The following is an 18,691-nucleotide window of genomic DNA, read 5'->3' as shown; positions in this document are numbered from 1 at the left end:
AAAGAAATTGCGGTGCTATTTCTTATGGGTTTTTTCAACGGATTGTAAATAGTATTTATAATTATAACCAGGTTTCAATATATCTAATACATATTATTTGAAACCGCTAAAATTGATTATTAACCATTTTGAATTTTTAACCGAAGAACTAATTCATGAAATTTTACATTTTAGATCAATTGCTATTACATCCTAACCGTATAAGTGCAATTTTATCTGCTCTATTAGCTACGTTTTTCATTGGACTAGTTTTACTAATACATCAGCTTTATCATATACCTATACCGGATTTAACCAGGGATCCTGTCGCAGTAGTAAACGCCCCGGTGTATACCGGTTTCTTTTCACAAGTAGGTATTTTCTTTTGGGCTGCAGCGGCCGCCATATCATTTTTTACCGCAATAGTACTCCATCATAAATCCGAAGTTTCTCACTTAAAAAAATTCTTTGGGGTGTCCGGCTTGTTATTTTTAGTTTTAGGTTTGGATGATATTTTTTTATTTCATGAAGTAGTATTTCCACACTTAGGCATTCCTGAACTGATGGTTTTATTTGTTTATGTAGCCTTTATGTTGGTATATGGGATAGCATTTTTTCAAACTATGTCGCAAACCAATTATGCACTTTTTATAGCTACTCTAGTACTATTAGCATTTTCAATCATAGTTGATTTTACCAATCCAACGAATTCAGATATTTATATCTGGGAAGACGGATCTAAACTAGCCGGCATAATATGTTGGTTTTTTTACATATTTCAAAATGCTATCAGTACTATTTATAATCAAATTAGCCAACAAGGAGTAAAAATAACCAATACTCCAAAAAAAAATCTTTAAGATTTATTTGATTTTATATCAAAGTACTCACTTATATTTTTACCTTCTTTTTTTTCTAATTCTTGTTTTGGATTAAATCACCTTTTATGGTTGGATCAAACCTGGTTGAGCCATATTAATCAGTTTTATTTTGATTAGTAGAAGGACTATTTACATTAACTCCTTTTGGCATATATAAAGTTCTAATAGGGAAAGGTATTTCAATATCATTTTGATCAAAAGCTTTTTTAATCACTTTGATGGCTTTACTTTTTGCCTGTACGATTTCAATCATAGCCTGGGCAGCTACCCAAAAACGTAATTCAAAATTAATCGAACTTCCTCCAAATTCTTCAAACATAAATAATATACTCTTCTCTTCATCCAAGTCAGGAAAATTTTCTTTAATTGTCTTGATAACCAGATCTTCTACCTTTTGTAAATCACTATCGTAAGCTACTCCACAATTAACAATTACCCTTGATTTCTCGGTTAAGGAATAGTTTTTAATCGGATTTTCTAACACTAATTTATTAGGAATGTAAACAAGGTTATTATCAATCTCTTTAATAGTTACCGCACGTAAATCCAAATTGGTAAGTTCTCCGGAATAACCATTAGTTTCTACCCAATTCCCCAATTTTACAGCTTTTACAAAAGACAATATAATCCCTGAATACGTATTGGTCAAAGCTCCCTGTAGCGCTAAACTGATAGCTAGCCCTGCTACCCCTGCACCAGCAAGAATAGTATTAAGCATTTTACTTAAGTTTAATATTCCCAAAACCATAAAAAGTCCAAGTAGAATAACGGCTATAGAAACCATTTTAGAAATTAAGTTTTTAACCGTTTTATTTAGATGACTTCTACCTAATAAGGAAAGTACTAACCTGGAAATATACTTGGAAGCAAGAAACGTAATAAAAAATACAATTATCGCAATAATAATATTAGGAATACTGGCAATAAAGGTTTGAAACCAGTCCTGTAATTTCTCCACCATTTTGGCCCATGCTTCTGACAATCGTAAATTCATATAAAATATGGTTTAAAGTAATTTGTAATTTAGATGACTGGTCTTTATGCAATGATTTCAAATACAATAATGTTTAACTGTTATCTGTAATTGAACGATAAGAATTTAGAATAAACAACAAAAGTCATTTAAAATAACCACTTACTTTGAGTTTATTTTAAATGACTTTTTAATTTCTTGTTGACCTTAATTAATGCGATTGCATTTTAGCTTTTCTTTTCTTTAATTGATCTGTTAAATCCCTGACCGTTTCTTGAATGGCCCCTTCAAAATCAGTTCCATCCGTAGAAGCATATAACCTTGGACCTGGAGCACTTAAACGTATCCCACAAACATGACCGGTATTATCAGCTCGCTTTTCAATTTTAAAAAACACGTCTCCTCTTATGACAAAAGGATATTTCTCTCCAATTTTACCTAATTTTTCTTCTACAATAGCTTCTAAACGATCACTCGCAGAAACATTGGCATACTCATATATAATATTCATAAATTATCTTTTATTGTTAAATTTTTTAATTGTTAATTATCAGAAAGACTTGCCTGTTTTACCATAACTGGTTCTACCGGTTGTAATTCCGGTTTCATTTTTTTATAAAGTACATGTTGCGTTCTAGTGAGAATATCCGCCATATCCGAAGTTTCTACGTTGTAATTATACTTTAGGATACTGATTTTTTCTCTTATCTTTAAATTACTAGTACGTACTTTTTGTTCTTCAATCATATATTCTACCAGCTTATCTTCAAACAATAATAATTGTTTTTCTCGCATGCTCAGTTGTTTGTTGTACTCTCTGGCTATGTTTTCAGCAATCCGTTCTAATTCCGGGTGATTTGCTATTTGCTTTATGGAATCCTGCGCATAACCCATCATGGTAACAAGTAAGAGTATAAAGAGTATTGTTATTTTCATAGTTTATAGATTTATTAAAGTTTCTAATTCCTTACGATTTAAAGATTTTCCGTGTATCCTATGATTGGGGTCCATCATTTGTGTTTTACTAAGATCGCCAATATAGACAGCTTCAAATCCCAAGTCCTCAATAAGACTTCGGACTATTTCTTTACTCTGATGATCTTGGGCAGCATAGGGTATAGCTAAAATACTATTTTTAAGCGTATTACTAGCTAAATCTTCTGAACTTATCGTATTAAAAGCCTTTACTATTCTAGCTGTTCCAAATTTTAAAGCAACATATTCTGATGCATTTTGATTGGAGTCCAATACCTTTTGTGCTATGTCTCCGTCTGTCAGGGGATCCGGATTAGTAGCATCAATTATCACCGTATTACTATACTCACCAGCATATAACTCAGCTAATCGATCAATTTCACTAAAAGCTACGGTTAAAATATAGACTGCTACTTTTTCTTCAAACGCATCTTCTATCGTAGTAGCAGTTACTTTTACGGAATTACCTATGGATTTGATAAAACTACCTAAACTTACCGGGTTTGAACTTCCGAACAGTACTTCATGCCCCGCCTGGGCCAAGAGCAATCCTAGATTCTGACCTCTTTTATGATCTCCTATAATTCCAATTTTCATACCTTTTTTCTACTTTTTATTCCCGAGGTCTGCCCGGTCTACAAAATTACCCTCAAAGGCAAATTCCACCTGTAACATTCTCTTTCTTACACTTTCCCTTTCTGTTTCTTGTAAATCCTCAGGTAGTTGATCCGGATCACCTCCGTAATATCCAATACTTACTGCAGTAACTACGTGAAAATCCTCAGGTACCTCAAACTCTTTTTTAGCTTCTTCAAATTTCACTCCGGCCATTTCGTGTACCGCAATCCCCATGCTTTGTGCTTGTATAGATACATTTCCCATAAACAAGCCTAAATCATGTAGGGCATGAAAATTTTCTTTTCCGTTAGGCATGGACTTTTTAATTAACGTAAGCCATAGCACCGGAGCATTACCCGCCCAACTTTGGTTAAATTCATCCAGGCAATTAAAGATGCGGTCATAAGATTTACTGCCTTTAACCCCCCAGATAATTCGCCAGGGTTGTAAATTATTACTACTTGCTGCCCAACGACCAGCCTCTAACAAGCTATGTAAATCTGTGTCTGATACTGGCATATCTGAAAAAACCCTGGGACTGAACCGCTCTTTTAAAAGCATATTAATTTCATATTCCGTATTTGCTGTCTTTGTTAAAAGCTTAGTTTCCATAATCTTATAGTGATTCTGTAGTTTCGTTTTTACTTAAATTTATTAAAATATCATTTTGCCTCTCTTCGGAAAGATTAAATTCCGGTTTACCATGTAAAGGAAGCAAATGGGTGAACGGAAGGTCAAAAACCTGCCAGCTACCTGCTAATTCCTGATCGCTAATCATCTTTTCGATAGGTGGACGCTCAAAATAAAATTCTTCTTTATGATAAGGCCCACCTACGGCACTATCTCCGGTAAATAACATCCCGTTATTAATACTGGAATGAATTAAAACACTACCCTCAGTATGTCCGGGCGTATGGTAGACAGTTATTAAAAATTCGTCAAATACAGGATTGCTCTGGGTAATATCTTTAAGATTAGCGCTGGACTTTTTACTATCTAAAGGGTGTATATAAATGGGTGCATTATTAAGGTCTTTAGATAATTGGGTCATATTAGTATATGCCTGATCAATCAGGTCGCCATGAGTTAATAACAACCCCTGGATATCATATCCATCACTAATGAATTGATCAATTGTATTCTTTGAAGATTCATGTACTACATCTATCAATAAAATTTCTTTTCGATTGACATGCCGAATGATGTAGCTGTTACCAATTCTAAATTGAAATTTAGCTACTTTTAATAAAAAAGTATCCGGAAGAATTAGTACACGATCCCCATAATTTGCTTCTTTTATTTCTGAAATAATCTTGGGATATGGTATGTTGGTAGCGGTCATAAGTGTGAATTTTTGTGAATCTTAAAGATACAACTACAAACCTCATCTTATTACTGCGATCCGAAGAGTTCTTAACTGATTTATTAATAACAGAAGTACCATCTATCAGCAATAATGATTACCGTAAGCTTAAAATTCCAAACAGATTAAAATGGGTAGCCAATAGCAAAATTTAACACCGGCTGATCCAGGTTAAAGTTAAACGAACTCCCGTCACCTTCAGAGGCAGGATCTTGTAAGGGTGCAGCTAGGTCAAAACGAATTACAAAATTCTGAATATCTACTCGTAAACCTACTCCTGCCCCAATACCTAATTGGTTTAAAAAATCAGAAGAAAACTGACCTCCCTCAAAATTATTACGTCGCCCGGGATTACTATCTGTATCAAATTCGACGTTTTCATCTAATAACCAGACATTTCCTGCATCTACAAAAACAGCCCCGTACACAAAGGGGAATAACGGGAATCGATATTCTAAGTTAGCTTCTAAACGTATGTCCCCGGAACGATCAAAAAAGTTGCGATCACTATTTTGGTCTTCCGGTTGGTAAGCCCCCGGGCCTAAGGACCGAATCCTAAAGGCACGAACACTATAGGGACCACCCGAAAAAAATTGTTTTATAAAAGGAAGGGTTTTAGAATTACCATAAGGTTTACCGATACCGGCAAATACCCGGGAAACCAGCTGATGTTCATTTTTAAAATTGAGATGGTACCGGATGTCCGTATCAATCTTAAAGTATTGTGCATATTGCAAGCCTAAAAAAGTTCTTGCCACATTTTCATTTTCACTGGAACCGGAGGCGATAAGATCTACCAGGTTACCTGCTACATCCAGGTTTACCTTTGTAAAAAAACCGTTCTTAATTCCTTCTTTTTCAATTTCGTTGTAGATAAAGGTATAGGTAAATCCAGCAATAAACTGCTGGTCAAAACTACTTTGTAAAAAGGCATTCTCATCCAAGATTTCCTGAAAATCATCGGTAGTATTGGTCAGGTTTAAATAATTAATACTAATAGGGTTTAAACCATGAAATACAAAGCGATTTGCATTCCACTCGTAGCCAAAAATAGCATTTAATGAAGTTAATCGATACAAACGGCTTCGGTCTAACAATTCGCCCCCTAAACTAATTTTTGTACTGGGAATTGCATATTCAAAAGGTTTGTCTATTTTAATAGGAAATAATAACCTGGGAAAAATTAAATCTCCGGATAAACTTAGCTGCAAACTACTCAGCCCCCGATTGCCACTACCCCCCAGTTGCGTTTCATATCCTAAGGTTGAAGTTAAATTTAAGGTTTCCCCACCTTTAAAAAGATTACGGTTGCTAAAGCGGGCGAGTAGCGTGGGCCCTGCAAAATTATTGGATTTACTTACCGCTTGTAATTCGGCGCGAACGGATCTTTTTGTTAATGGAGAAAGGTAAATGGAAGTTCTTAACTTTTTGGGGGTTACCCCATCATTAATAGTATCCATTTCTTCATATTGAATATTGATAAATTTATACGTGCCGATACCAGAAAGACGTTTACTAGTTAAACTTGATGCTCTCGGATTATACCTTTGCCCTTTATCCAGTAGTAAATAGGGTTCTAAACGTTTGGGTTTAAAAAATAGGCTGTCCTGTATATAATTGATGGAATCCAACACTACGGTATCTTTAACTTTTTCTTCGGTTTCCAGGGAATATTTAGGATACACATTAATTTCTTCGAGGGTATAAGGAACGATTGACTTTTTGGGTACTTCTTTTTTTAAACGCAGGTACAGGTCAAAACGTTTATTTTTATATTGATTGGTATCTGCTTCAAAGATCAAAAAATCCGAATTGAAATTATAATATCCTTTATTTTTTAGGTAATCATCGATTCGTTGTCTTTCTTGTTTAAACAATGCCAGATCAAAACGGTTTCCTTTTTTCAGAATGGTTTTATCCATCGTGTTTTGAATTACTTTATTCATAGGTGAAGGAAATGAGTCTAATTGGTACGTTTGCAAACGGTAGGGAGCTTCTATTTCTGCAGTATACGTAATGGAAGCCGTTTTTTCTTTTTCATGAATATCAGCATCAATTCGGTTTTCAAAAAAACCCCGGTTTTCAAAGCGGTTTTCAATTAACTTCTCGCTAGCTTCTACATCTATCCCGGATAAGTACACTGGTTCTTCGCCCAATTTTTTATTAAGAAATTTTACGATAAAACCTGGTTTTTCTTTTTGTGCTTTGTAATGATAATATAACCCAAGTCGCATTCCCAAAATTTTAGTATTTGGATTAGGTCGTATCACTTGTAATACTTCTCCTTTTACTTCTTTTAAGTCTCGTATGGTATCGTTTGCTTTGATATCTAACGTAGCTCCCGTATACAATACTTCATCTTCAGGAATAAATTTTTCTACTCCGCAAGACAAAATTAGTATCTGGGAGAGAAAAATAAATACATATATTTTTACTTTTTTCCTGGTCATTAGGTTTTAATGGTATTGTGGTTATTTTGTTGCTTGTTTTTTGGGTTATTAAGTTATTGTGTTACTTAGTTATTGGGTTATTGAGTTGATTAGTCATTTCTATATTTTCCATTTACATAGCATAGTTTATTAGGCAATAGCCAAAAGGCACTAGTTGCAATATTCACATCTGACTTAATACTTTGGACTTTACACTTCATACAAATAAAACTTAATATATACACTTACATAACTCTAAACTCCTAACTCATAGATAAACAATTCATAATTCTGAATTCATAATTCCTAATTCTAGATTCAAAACTCTGAACTCAATAAGCCGGGCTTCGAGAACCTCAGCCCTCATTTTTAGTTTATTAGGCACTAGCCAAAAGGCATTAGTAATGATATGTATTATTACCAACTTAATACTTTGGACTTAATACTTCATAGCATAAAACTTAATATATACACTTACATAACTCTAAACTCATAACTCATAACTAAATAATTCATAATTCTGCATTCATAATTCCTAATTCTAGATTCATAACTCTGAACTTAATAAACCGGGCTTCGAGAACCTCAGCCCTCCGTTTTAGTTTATTAGGCACTAGCCAAAAGGCATTAGTAATGATATGTATTATTACCAACTTAATACTTTGGACTTAATACTTCATAGCATAAAACTTGATATATACACTTACATAACTCTAAACTAATAACTAATTAATTCCTAATTCCCCTCTTCATCCTCTTTCACAATACCTAATGACTTCCATAGCTCCCAGAAACGGTTGAACTCCCGGTTAAATATAAAAGCGATTCCAGTCACAATCAGCTGACCGTCAATTACGCTTTCAAATTCGTTTTTTCGGAAGCCCTTTAAACGGTATTTACCATCTTCTGTCAAGAGATATTCTAAAGCAACATTTCCGATAATCGGAGAACTTTGTTGTCCGGCTTGTCGGTTTCCCTCTACATTGACTGAACTTCCTACCTGTACAATCAAGCGGTCGTCAAATAATTTTTTCTTTGCGTTAATAGCCAGGTCGGTATTGGCTGTAGCAGAATTGTTCTGGTAGGTGTTATAACTGTCCAATTGAAAGTCTAAAGCAATACCGGAATCCCCTAGTAACTTTTCTGAAAAACTGTTTAGCTGTCCGGACAACACCCGATTTACATTATCCCGGGCAATAGAAGCAGGTCCTCCTGAACTCCCATCTGATCCGGATTCCGGGAAGAACCTATTAAATACCAATAAAGAAAATACCTGTTTGTTCAGTTCGGCTTCTTGTTCGTTCAATTGTTGAACTTTTCCATATAAAGCACCACCGCCAAAACCTCTTTCCCCTTCCGGAAGGTCTAGATTAAAAGATATCTCGGGTTGTAATAACTCACCGTTTACATTTAAATATACCAGAAAATCCAGATCCCGATTAAATTGTTGCGCATCTACGGCAGATCGCATAATCCCAGCTGCATTGGCCTCGACTTCATAAATAGCACGTACGTTTAATTGGGCTTCAAAAGGATCACCACTCCAGACAATGGAACCTCCGGAAGCGATGTCAAACTCTCGTTTTACCAGATTATAAAGGCTTACCTTGTATTGACCATCGGTAATATCATACCGCCCCGCCAGATTCATCTGCCCACTAGGTTTCATCCCAAACTGAAAATCCCCGTTACCGTGTACCTGAAAGTAATCTTCGGTTCTTTGATCGATAATAATCTTAAAAAGGGATTGATCCCCTATATTTAATTTGGCTTCAATATCAAAACCTTGTATCTGTGCTGCTTGTGAGTTTATATCTTCGGTACGGGTTAAAATAGCATCCGGATTTTCTTTATTGACAAATAATACAACCCCTTCTCGCTCCTTGATGCTGACTTCCGTTTCAGGAATGATTAAAGTAAAATTAGAGTTTTCTGAGATGGAAAGACTTCCTCTTACCTTTGGTATTTCCAGGTCTCCGGTGACTTTTATATCTGATGAAAAATTGACTTTTCCATAAAATAAATTACTATCCTCTTCATTAGCATCAATTGCCGTAAAATCCTTGGTTTTAACCGAAAGGTCAAAAGTAGGATTGGCAAAAGTCTTAGTTCCAATATTCCCGTTAATATCTAAAGGATTGTTATCAACATCCGTAATGGTAAATTGTTCAAGAAAAATCCCGGTATTATCAAAAGTTACTTTCTCCTGCGATAGGGAAAGCGGAGTTCCTAAAATGGCTGCGGTGATGGAGGTTTTATTAAAATTAAAACTACCTTTATAATTGGGTTCAAGTAAAGGTCCGGTAAAACGTGCCTGTGCCGAAATACTCCCGGAGGCTTCGGTAATAGCATCTTCTGCCAGTTGTTCGACCAATTTCATATCTAATTTATTCAGATTAAAATTCAGGTCAATGGTAGTATTTCCCGTAGAGGCTTTATAATTACCCGTTGTAGTCATATCTATTTGACTTCCTTTTAAAGAAACGTCCAGGTCGTAATTATTAAACTGTTTACTATTTGCATCTAGAGAAAAGGTGCCCAAAGGAACTTCAGTTACCGCTAACTGGTCTATAGTAATATCTGCTACTAAACCGGTTTTATTAAATAAATCCTCAATAATTACTTCTCCATTAAGCGTACCGGAAGCCAGACGCTGTTCCGGGTTTAAAAACTTAGTCAATCCTCCTAATTCTAAATTTTTAAAAAGAAATTCCAAAGTTTCTTTAGTACTGTTTTTTCCGGAAGCAATGGTAAAAGATTTATTCTCCTTACTGATAGTAAAATCCTTAACATAAATATGATTATCAGTGTAACGTATTTCATTGCCCGCTTGTATCTGCCAGGGGCTTTTTTCTAAAACTAAAGAATTCGGGTTAAGGTGGTAATATAAAGTATCATTACGTAATTTAAGCTCGGACTTTACACTGGTTACGGCCTCATCTTTATCAAAAGAATCAAAGGCTACGTATAATATCTGATCCCGCACTTCTCCTTTTATAGTAGTTTCCTGGATATTTACAGGATCGTAGGTAATCCCCGCCCAGTCTAGGGTAAAATCCAATTCTTGTTGATTACCATTTACATCCAGTTTGAGACTATCTAAAGTTCCATCCAGATAGCTGAGTGATGGAGCACTTGCTTGCAATTTTAAGTGTTCTTTGTTTTCATCAAAGGAGGCTTTGACCAGTACTGTATCAGAATTTTTAAGACCTTTTAAAAAAACATCACTTAGCACCGGGGTTTCTTTAAACCCTAATTCAAAAGCCACTTGTACCGTTCCGGGAATAGTATCTTTAATCTTTTGATTACTGATGTATTGTTTCACCTGCCGGGTAATGGCTCCAGTGGTGGTGGCAATATCTGCATTAGATGCCAAATTTGTTTTTAAAAAACGGCTATTCAACCATACGTCTGTAGTATCCGCGGTCACAAAAGCCTTAGCCTTTATAGGATCTACTGAATAGGAATCCTGATTGTGCACTACGGTAATATTATCAATAGTTACATTAGCATCAAATCCATCAGCTGAACCTTTAAAACCTGCATTTGTTGTAAATTGGGTTTTAATGATTTTTTGAGTAAGCCCTAAAGCATTTAGATCTGCACCAATTACTTCAATAGTAGCGGTAGCTTCTGGTGAGATAGAATCTAAAACAACCTGACTATCTAATTTCATATTTAGATAGTCATCTTTATACGTACCGGAAATGGTTCCGTTTCCGTTTTCTATATTCCCATTTAGGTTAAAATCTTTAAAGGTGTAGCCATTAAAATCAACTTCTTCTACTCTAGAGGTAAAAATTGCATTCAATTCATTCACAGTAGCTCCGGAAGCTTTGGCTTCGGCGGTAATTGATAGTTTGCCAAGTTGCGGATTTTGAAGTAGGTTATTTAATTGTAGGTTTTCAACATCTATTCTACTGTCTACGGCAATAGCGTCTCCAAAGTCAAAAGTTCCATTAACTCCAACATCTCCCTCAGAAGAAGTTAACTGCATGGTTGTCTGTAAAGAAGTTAGTGTTCCTCGAGCATCTCCGGTGAGTTGTAGGGTATCCGGAATTGTTATGGGTAACGAAATTTCCTTAAGAAACGGATCAAAATCCGATTTACGACTGACTAAATTAAGTTGATCAATATTGTATTGTAAAGAATCCGGAGTAGTCAGATTTGTAAAAATACCGGATACGGCCAACTGTGTTTTTGCTCCCCAACGAACCTGCGTATTGGTAAGCTGAACTTCTTGTAAAGTACCGGATGCGAATAACTGCCCGTTTACCGGTTGTTTTGCGATTAAAGTAATATATTGATTTTCAGCTAAAGCAGGCTGAAAGTAATAAGCATCTGCCATACCCACCTTAATTTCCGGAATTTTTAAAGATAATTGCGTGGCTTCCGGTTGATTGGCTAGTTGTTCCAAACTTTTAAACCTAGCCTGAACTTTTCCGTTAATACTACTATTTCCAGTGGCTATTACTATTTTTGATAGGTCTAATCGAGAAGGAGTAACGCTAGCATTTAATTGAACATTTTGTAATTGAAAACCACTTTTCTCCGTAAAAGCAATTTGTTCTATAGCCAAATTTGCTTCATCCTTATTTAATTGTACTTCGGGAATTGAAATTTGTAAATTTAGTAGCGAAAGGTTTCCGGGATTGAACTGGTTCGGAGCAGTAATGGAATCCGATTGAATTAAGGTGATGTTACTATTAGAAATATTGATGTCTTCTAAGGCCACTTCCCATTCTGGCCAGGTAATTTTGGTAGTTTCTTGAGTGTCATTTTCTACAGGTTCGGCAATTGGCTTTGTAATACTTTTATAAGCGATATTTGTATTACTTATAGCTAAAGCTTCTAATTTTATGATTTGGTCTCTTAAATTCAGTACCGGGTCTTCGATAAGCAATTCGGTTACATCCACATCGGCAAATAAGTTATCCGGAGGAACATCATAAATAATTTGCACGTTTGAAATTTCAATATCTTCAACTTCAATAATGGGTAATAAGGTTTCTGTTTCTTCTTCCGGGACCGGAAAAGGTTTTGTTTGTTTGTAAATAAGGTTGGTATTTTCAAGAAGGGTTTCTTCAAGGACAAACGCCATACTATCCAGGTCAAAGCTTTTTGCTTCTGCTACAAATTTCCCTAGATTTAACCGAGCGGTAAGTCCCATTTCGGCATCATTTACGGTGGCTCGAATCGCTTCCAGGTCGATTAATCCTATTTGTATGGCTAAGGCATTTTCGGTAGTGTCGGGTTCTTTAATTGTAGCGGTATCCGGAGTGACAAAAGCATCTATCAAAAACTGAAAATTATAATCCTCCTTCCCTTCCGGACGTTTGATATTAATTACTGCTTTGTTCCAAAGTAATTCTTCAAGTTCAAAAGCTTCTCCTTGTACAAGAGGTATCAGTCCAATGGATGCTTCCAGAGAATGCGAGTATAGTAAGGTGTCTTTTTGAGTGTCTTCTACGTACAGGTCGTCAATAAAAATATTTCCACCAAAGGTCAAGTAAATTTTATCAACTGTAATTTTAGTATTGGTTTTATCCGTTATGTATGCAAGGGCTTTATCTACAATTAAATTTTGCCCCCATTCACTACGTATAAATAAGACTAGAACGATAAAAAAAACCAAAACAGACAGCATGGCAATAGCAAAGCCCCGAATCCACTTAGCTGTTTTACTTCTTGTTTTTTTCTTCGTATCGGTCATTATTTTATTTGACTTGTGAGCAGTTAGATGTAGGAGTTTTCAGTTAGTTCTATTAGGTTATAGATGTTACAAATCCCGACTATTGCTAATAACCGGGATTTGTAAGAATTTACGGTAAACTATATGTTATAGCACTATGCATTTACTGCTTGTTCTTCATGTTTTCCTTCTTTTACTTCTTCTATTATTTTGCTAATAAAAGCCGGTAAATCATCTGGGTTACGGCTGGTAATTAAACCACTATCCACTACTACTTCTTTATCGTGCCAGTTAGCTCCTGCGTTTACTACATCTTCTTTAATACTTTTAAAAGAGGTAACATCACGGTTTTCTATCACTCCGGCACTAATAAGTAACCAGGGAGCATGGCAAATCGCTGCAACCGGCTTTCCGCTTTTAAAGAAACTTCTGATAAAACTTAAAGCATCTTCATTAATTCTAAGATTATCAGGATTAATTACGCCTCCCGGTAATACCAATCCGTTATAGTCAGCTTCATTAGCACTAGTTATTGTTTTATCTACAGTAACAGTTTCTCCCCAATGGTCTTTATCCCAACTTTTAATTTCGCCTTCTTCCGGCGAAATAATATGTACATTTGCCCCTTCTTCTTTTAATTGTTGATGAGGCTTAAAAAGTTCTGATTTTTCAAATCCATCTGTCGCTAAAATGGCTATATTTTTTCCTTTCAATTGCATTTATTAAAATTTATCGTTAAACTTAATTTTCACTGCAAAATTAGAAGGTTGCGCCATGATCTTTTTGTTCATATACCAGCTTTCTTGACTTGAAAAACATCTGGTTACTACGGATAAATTCATATATTATTTGGCTAATTGTTCGTATATAGCAACTTGGGATTGTATTTGTTCAGGTGCAGAGGCATCCTCTGAGTAATAGTCATTGCTTTGTTCCGCATCAATTACACGTCTTTTAACTGTATCTTTAAACTGTAAAGATAGGGTGCCCTTTATTAGTTTGGCAACGTCTGGGTCATAAATAGGTGTAATTACTTCGATACGATGGTCAAGGTTACGTGTCATCCAATCAGCAGACCCCATAAACATTTTTTCTTGTCCGTTATTTTGAAAGATATACACCCGGCCATGTTCCAGAAATCGGTCAACAATACTGTATACTTTAATATGTTCACTTAGTCCTTCTATACCCGGAATTAAACAACAAATACCCCTTATTAATAACTGTATGGGTACTCCGGCATTATTTGCTTCATAGAGGAGTTTAATCATCTTTTTATCCTGTAAGCTATTTATTTTAAGAGTAATTCCGGCAGGTTTTTGAGCTTTGGCATTTTTAATTTCGTTCCGTACCAGGTCTTCAAAAGTGGTACGGGTTGAAAATGGAGAAACTAATAGATGCTTGGTACGAGGAACGATAATCTTTCCTTCCAACACTAAAAAGACTTGTTCCAATTCTTCGGTTATTTTAGGATTTGCAGTCATTAAACCGTAGTCCGTATAAATTTTGGCGGTTTTCTCATTAAAGTTTCCAGTACTGATATATGCATAATGTATAAGTTTACCTTCTTCTTCACGCTCAATACTCAAAATTTTAGAATGTACTTTAATCCCCGGATAGCTATATTTGACTACGGCCCCATTATCTGATAATTTAGCACCCCATTTAATGTTATTTTCTTCATCAAACCGGGCTTTGGTTTCAATAAAAGCGAAAACCTCTTTTCCGTTTTTTAAGGCAGCTAATAATAGTTCGGCAATTCCGGATTGAGCAGCAATCCGATACATGGTAATTTTAATTTTTGTAACCGTAGGGTCTATTGCGGCTTGTTGCACTAAGTCTAACACATGGTCAAAACTTTGGTATGGAAAATATAATAACCGATCCTTTTCTTTAATAGTCTGAAAAAGGTCTGTTTGTTGTTTTAACTCTTTGTGCGGTAAAGGTAAAAGTGGTTTAAGATGAAGGTTTTGATGACTTGGATTAGGAAATGTAAAGAAATCTTTAAAATTATGGTACATGCCGCCCTGTATTATATCCGTATCATTGACATCCAGTATTTTCTGGAGTAATTCAACTAGGTTTTCTGAAGCATGTTTATCAATTAGTAAACGTGTAACTTGCCCGGTTTCCCGGTTTTCTAAGGAATCTTTAATTTTATCTAATAAGTTACCGGAATATTCATTATCAATATAGAGTTCGGCATCCCTGGAAATTTTAATAGCATAAAAGTCAATGCCATATTTCTCTTTAAGTACAAATTTTAAAATATCATCAATAAAGGTGATGGCAAATGAACCTTCTTCTTCAGGAAGTACTACAAAACGCTTACTATCCGGGGGGATTAAAACAGATTGCAAGCTACCCTTTTTATCAATTCCAACCAGGTACAACTCCTCATTGTTTAAAAACAGGTCATCTTTTTTAGCCTTGGTATGTATTACCGTTACTTTGTTCGCTAATTTTTCCTGGTAATACTCCGTTATAAAATTTTGCTGGTGCTTGGTAAATTGAAAACGATTGATCAAATGAATTTGATTTTCAATAAGAGCTGGTAAAATACTTTCTCTAAAAATAATGCCAAATTCCTGTTGCTGTTGCGCAACTTCCTTTTTTATCTTCTTTAAAAGCTTATTAGGCTTGGTAATTAATTTTTTTCGTAATTTTTTATCCAGATTTTTAATTTTCCGAATATCGGAAACCCTTACTTTAAAAAATTCATCCAGGTTAGAAGAAAAAATCGCTAGAAATTTAATTCGCTCGTATAGTGGATTACGATGATCTTTAGCTTCTTGCAAAACACGGTGATTAAAACGTAACCAGGACAGGTCACGATGAAAATACTTGTTTTTAATTGAACTCATGGAGAATAAAACAGATTTAGGTCTTTAAATAGTTCTAATACTTTATTGTTTCAGTAGATTTTTGAGGCTACGTAGCTGGTATCTTTCATTTTTTCTCTTAAGCCCTTGACATAAGGTGTACCACTATATTTATTTTTTTGGAGTTGTGACGTTTGAATATTAGTATAGCTCATAATCATTTACTTTTTACCGCCTATGTAGGTTTTGTAAACTTATCAAATGATATTTAAAATCTTCTTAAGGGGATATTAATTAAACTAGAGGAAATTAGTCTAAGACAGGAAAGTTTAAAATCATAATTGAAAATTTTCAAAGGCACTATATAATCTTCCGGACGATTAAATAGACTTGCCGATTCTGCGAATCAGTCATTCTCTGAAAATTTTAATCATTGTACTTGTACAAAATTGACGATAACCTCTTTACAAAAAGAATGTTATTAGACAATATGTTGACTGTATAAGATAAATACTTATCATTTGTAAATGAAATCAACTTTTATCGGTTACCATACAAAGGTCCGGTGCAAATTACTGAAATTGAATCAAAATAGTAAGCATGAGTGGGAACACGTTAGTATGGTTTAAGAATGATCTACGATTGCATGACAATGAGACCTTGGTACGTGCGGTAGATTTGGGCAAACCGGTTTTTTGTTTGTACTGTGTGGATCCACGATTATTTAAAAATGATATTGCCGGACTTAAAAAAACCGGAAGTAACCGATATCTTTTTTTAAAAGAATCTCTAGAAAATTTATCAGATTCTTTACAAAAAAAGAACAATCAACTTACCGTAGTTTACGCTTATCCGGAAAATATCATCCCGGAAATTGTACAAAATTTTGACATTCAACACATCTTTACCGAACAAGAATATGCTCCTGAAGAACAAAAGGTAGTTCAAAAAGTAAAAAGCAACCTTCCTGACACCTTAGACTTTGAAGAAATTTGGGGTAAGACTTTGTACCATATTGATGATATCCCTTTTAAAATTCAAGACATACCGCTGACCAGTAAAGCTTATCGAATTCCGGTAAGTAAGGAAACCACGGTTAGGACACCTTTTGATATTCCCGATGAAATTCCGTCTGTAGACAGAGAGATACGATTTGAATTTCCCACTCCGGAACAAGTAGGCTTTTCAGCTGAAGAATTGGATAGTCATAAACCTTATTTACGCGGAGGAGAAGAACATGCATTAGCACAACTACGGTATTATACTTTTGAAACCGAGTTATTGACAGGATATCGCTGGACGCGGAATCGATCCCTGGGAATGGATTATAGCTCTAAGTTCTCACCCTATCTGGCAGTAGGTGCTTTAAGCCCACGTACAATTTATAAACAAATTAAAAGATATGAAACTCAGGTCAAAAAAAATCAAAGTACCTGGTGGTTGGTTTTTGAACTGGTGTGGCGAGATTATTTTACGTTTAAAGGTATGAAGATGGGGAATGCCATTTTTAAAACTGAAGGGTATCGAAGTAAAGAATTACCTTTTACCAATGACAGAAACTTATTTGAAAAGTGGTGTCTAGGACAGACTGGGATTCCGTTTGTAGATGCTCATATGCGACAATTAAATCAAACGGGATATATGAGTAATCGTGGGCGTGTTAATTGCTCGAGTTTTTTAGTACATGATTATCAAATTGACTGGACCTGGGGTGCTGCTTATTTTGAACAAAAACTTATTGACTACGATGTAACGTCTAACTGGATGAACTGGCACGTACAAGCCTACGAAATCTGGTATACCAATCCCATTCACCAAAGTTTAAAATACAAGGCAAAAGAATATATACAAAAATGGATACCTGAATTGTGTCAGGTAGCATCTAATCTCATTTATACTCCGTGGTTATTAGAAGAAAAAACCATCTACCCTAAGCCTGTAGCTATCTATAAAAAATGGGATCGTTCGATCAACCGAATTTTAAAAACGGTAGATACCCTAGAAGTATAATTAAGTTATACCTTGTATCTGGTAAAGATATAAGTTTATAATTACTCAAAGAATAAAACCTATACCAGGTAGAGACAATGTAAAAGGGCTAAGATTTAATATTGAGTGGGTTAGAAGTATAAGATGCTATAAAAATAAGAATACATCTTTTAATTAATTGTAACCCCAAGTATTCATGCTTTTTAAAAATATATAGAAATTTAGTTTTCTTTACTAAATTCCTAAATAAAAATATAGTGAATTTAAAGAACTGATCTCACATAAAACAAAAAGAGCCGCTCCTCAGCGACTCTTAATGTTAGGTCTTACGTATGAATATAACAATATTTATTAACCAACTTAAATATATTACACAAAAATTCAGCATAAGACCCTACTCTTAAAACCTGTGGTAAAGGTAATATCTTACGGGGTTTACGCAATAAAAATCAGTGAAAAGTTATTAACAATTGTATTAAAATACTGTTAATCTAAATTTTTTATCCTTTTTATTTGCTTTTGGTCGATTTGAGGTAAAAGTTGTTATTTCTCTGTCTTGTATTTGTCATTTTTTATCATAAACAATTAGTATTCGGTTGAAATAAATTAAAGATTATATAGCAGAGTAAAATAAAATGATTTTAAACCTTGACATATTTGTAGGCTACTTTCTTACTTTTATAAAAGTAATTTATTTTCTAACGTAAATAATGGCTCTAGTTTACAATAGTGCATATGTATAAAATCGATCTAACTATTTTATTTACAGCTATCTATCTTACCCCAAATCCTTTTTAAAGGAAAGAACTTTTAGTTACCTTCCCTTTGAGGCTGGGGCGGGTATTGATTAATATAAATTAAATATGATCTACATCATTTTAAACCAGAGCTTAAATCATTACCATTATATTGATTTTCAATGTAGTAATAATTATTCTCGATGCTTGATTTCAAAAGCGATAGCGACCTG

At 34.7% G+C, this 18,691-nt stretch carries 12 protein-coding genes; 2 read left to right on the top strand and 10 right to left on the bottom strand.

Going from position 1 to position 18,691, the window contains the following annotated elements:
• Window positions 1-155: 155 nt before the first annotated feature.
• Window positions 156-839: a hypothetical protein gene (locus NBT05_RS08380; protein ID WP_265773036.1), complete on the top strand. Its 684-nt coding sequence runs from the start codon at window positions 156-158 to the stop codon at window positions 837-839.
• A gap of 115 nt (window positions 840-954) precedes the next feature.
• Here the strand turns inward: NBT05_RS08380 and NBT05_RS08375 are convergent, their stop codons facing one another.
• The 10 genes from NBT05_RS08375 to ppk1 all read right to left on the bottom strand — a co-directional run bounded on the left by NBT05_RS08375 (window position 955) and on the right by ppk1 (window position 15,774).
• Window positions 955-1,854, bottom strand: coding sequence for a mechanosensitive ion channel family protein (locus tag NBT05_RS08375; RefSeq protein ID WP_265773035.1), 900 nt, complete (start codon window positions 1,852-1,854; stop codon window positions 955-957).
• 190 nt (window positions 1,855-2,044) lie between these two features.
• The gene (hpf, locus tag NBT05_RS08370) at window positions 2,045-2,344 is read right to left on the bottom strand and encodes a ribosome hibernation-promoting factor, HPF/YfiA family (RefSeq protein ID WP_265773034.1); all 300 of its coding nucleotides are present in this window, start codon (window positions 2,342-2,344) and stop codon (window positions 2,045-2,047) included.
• 32 nt (window positions 2,345-2,376) lie between these two features.
• Entirely contained in the window at window positions 2,377-2,769 is a 393-nt protein-coding gene (locus NBT05_RS08365) for a hypothetical protein (protein ID WP_265773033.1), read from the bottom strand.
• Between the two features lie 3 nt (window positions 2,770-2,772).
• A complete protein-coding gene (locus tag NBT05_RS08360) occupies window positions 2,773-3,405 on the bottom strand; it encodes an NADPH-dependent F420 reductase (protein WP_265773032.1) in 633 nt (210 codons plus the stop codon).
• 9 nt (window positions 3,406-3,414) lie between these two features.
• Window positions 3,415-4,038 (bottom strand): nitroreductase family protein, encoded by a 624-nt coding sequence (locus tag NBT05_RS08355; RefSeq protein WP_265773031.1) that lies wholly within the window; start codon window positions 4,036-4,038, stop codon window positions 3,415-3,417.
• A 4-nt stretch (window positions 4,039-4,042) separates the two neighbouring features.
• Window positions 4,043-4,768: an MBL fold metallo-hydrolase gene (locus tag NBT05_RS08350; RefSeq protein WP_265773030.1), complete on the bottom strand. Its 726-nt coding sequence runs from the start codon at window positions 4,766-4,768 to the stop codon at window positions 4,043-4,045.
• A 146-nt stretch (window positions 4,769-4,914) separates the two neighbouring features.
• Window positions 4,915-7,239 (bottom strand): BamA/TamA family outer membrane protein, encoded by a 2,325-nt coding sequence (locus NBT05_RS08345; RefSeq protein ID WP_265773029.1) that lies wholly within the window; start codon window positions 7,237-7,239, stop codon window positions 4,915-4,917.
• Window positions 7,240-7,954: 715 nt separating this feature from the next.
• Complete coding sequence (locus NBT05_RS08340; RefSeq protein WP_265773028.1) at window positions 7,955-12,931, bottom strand: translocation/assembly module TamB domain-containing protein; 4,977 nt, start codon at window positions 12,929-12,931, stop codon at window positions 7,955-7,957.
• 134 nt (window positions 12,932-13,065) lie between these two features.
• Window positions 13,066-13,629, bottom strand: a complete 564-nt coding sequence (locus tag NBT05_RS08335; RefSeq protein ID WP_265773027.1) for a type 1 glutamine amidotransferase domain-containing protein — start codon at window positions 13,627-13,629, stop codon at window positions 13,066-13,068.
• 126 nt (window positions 13,630-13,755) lie between these two features.
• A complete protein-coding gene (gene ppk1 / locus NBT05_RS08330; RefSeq protein WP_265773026.1) occupies window positions 13,756-15,774 on the bottom strand; it encodes a polyphosphate kinase 1 in 2,019 nt (672 codons plus the stop codon).
• A gap of 558 nt (window positions 15,775-16,332) precedes the next feature.
• Between ppk1 and NBT05_RS08325 the strand changes: the two genes are divergently transcribed.
• Window positions 16,333-17,742: a DASH family cryptochrome gene (locus tag NBT05_RS08325; protein ID WP_265773025.1), complete on the top strand. Its 1,410-nt coding sequence runs from the start codon at window positions 16,333-16,335 to the stop codon at window positions 17,740-17,742.
• The last annotated feature ends 949 nt before the right edge of the window (window positions 17,743-18,691 follow it).

It is taken from the genome of Aquimarina sp. ERC-38 (genome assembly GCF_026222555.1).
Lineage (GTDB): Bacteria > Bacteroidota > Bacteroidia > Flavobacteriales > Flavobacteriaceae > Aquimarina.
This window is presented reverse-complemented; position numbering and strand designations above follow the sequence as displayed.

Excerpts from the sequence above, each read along its gene's own strand:
- NBT05_RS08380 (WP_265773036.1), top strand. The coding sequence starts at position 156 with ATGAAATTTTACATTTTAGATCAATTGCTATTACATCCTAACCGTATA.
- NBT05_RS08375 (WP_265773035.1), bottom strand. The coding sequence starts at position 1,854 with ATGAATTTACGATTGTCAGAAGCATGGGCCAAAATGGTGGAGAAATTA.
- hpf (WP_265773034.1), bottom strand. The coding sequence starts at position 2,344 with ATGAATATTATATATGAGTATGCCAATGTTTCTGCGAGTGATCGTTTA.
- NBT05_RS08365 (WP_265773033.1), bottom strand. The coding sequence starts at position 2,769 with ATGAAAATAACAATACTCTTTATACTCTTACTTGTTACCATGATGGGT.
- NBT05_RS08360 (WP_265773032.1), bottom strand. The coding sequence starts at position 3,405 with ATGAAAATTGGAATTATAGGAGATCATAAAAGAGGTCAGAATCTAGGA.
- NBT05_RS08355 (WP_265773031.1), bottom strand. The coding sequence starts at position 4,038 with ATGGAAACTAAGCTTTTAACAAAGACAGCAAATACGGAATATGAAATT.
- NBT05_RS08350 (WP_265773030.1), bottom strand. The coding sequence starts at position 4,768 with ATGACCGCTACCAACATACCATATCCCAAGATTATTTCAGAAATAAAA.
- NBT05_RS08345 (WP_265773029.1), bottom strand. The coding sequence starts at position 7,239 with ATGACCAGGAAAAAAGTAAAAATATATGTATTTATTTTTCTCTCCCAG.
- NBT05_RS08340 (WP_265773028.1), bottom strand. The coding sequence starts at position 12,931 with ATGACCGATACGAAGAAAAAAACAAGAAGTAAAACAGCTAAGTGGATT.
- NBT05_RS08335 (WP_265773027.1), bottom strand. The coding sequence starts at position 13,629 with ATGCAATTGAAAGGAAAAAATATAGCCATTTTAGCGACAGATGGATTT.
- ppk1 (WP_265773026.1), bottom strand. The coding sequence starts at position 15,774 with ATGAGTTCAATTAAAAACAAGTATTTTCATCGTGACCTGTCCTGGTTA.
- NBT05_RS08325 (WP_265773025.1), top strand. The coding sequence starts at position 16,333 with ATGAGTGGGAACACGTTAGTATGGTTTAAGAATGATCTACGATTGCAT.